The organism is Collinsella sp. AF19-1LB, from assembly GCF_003459655.1.
GTDB lineage: Bacteria > Actinomycetota > Coriobacteriia > Coriobacteriales > Coriobacteriaceae > Collinsella.
In genome coordinates this window covers 1-514 of sequence record NZ_QRWO01000089.1, presented here as the reverse complement: position 1 = coordinate 514, position 514 = coordinate 1, and the positions used below count along the sequence as shown (strand labels likewise).

At 44.4% G+C, this 514-nt stretch carries 1 protein-coding gene; it reads right to left on the bottom strand.

The window, feature by feature from the left end:
- Positions 1–26 precede the first annotated feature (26 nt).
- Positions 27–514 (bottom strand): transposase (locus tag DWX39_RS10875; RefSeq protein WP_117759956.1); only part of this gene is annotated, 488 nt, incomplete at its 5' end.

Sequence of the window (514 nt, the reverse complement as noted above, 5' to 3'; positions counted from 1 at the left end):
CGCTTTTCTTCACTTGTTTGCCTTATTTACGCAGCAAGGCCTAAGTCGCGATACAAATGCATCACCCGGCCGTAGTATATTCGTAAAAACTTAGCCATTCCTGCTACTTTTGCTACTTTTTTATACTTTCCTTCTGCCTCTTTCTTCTTTATGAACCTATATACTGCATCATCTTTGGGGATTTTATGCATAACTAACGACATCATTACTTGATACAATACTTTCCGCAGCCGCGCAGGACCTTTCTTTACTATGTGATTCTGCGAGGCTCGGAATTTCCCTGATTCATGTATTGATGGGGTCAGGCCTGCAAAGCAGATCAGAGAATGCTTGTTTTTAAAGCGTCTCACATCTCCGATCTGGGCAATAAGCGCTACTCTGGTAACTCTTCCGACTCCGCCCATCTCGCCGACGAGTTCATATTCCGGCAGATCCTTGGCTATATCTTCCATTCGTGTTAAACTAGCCATAAGAGCCTCGTCGGCTCTTCTCAGTAATCCGACATACCACATGA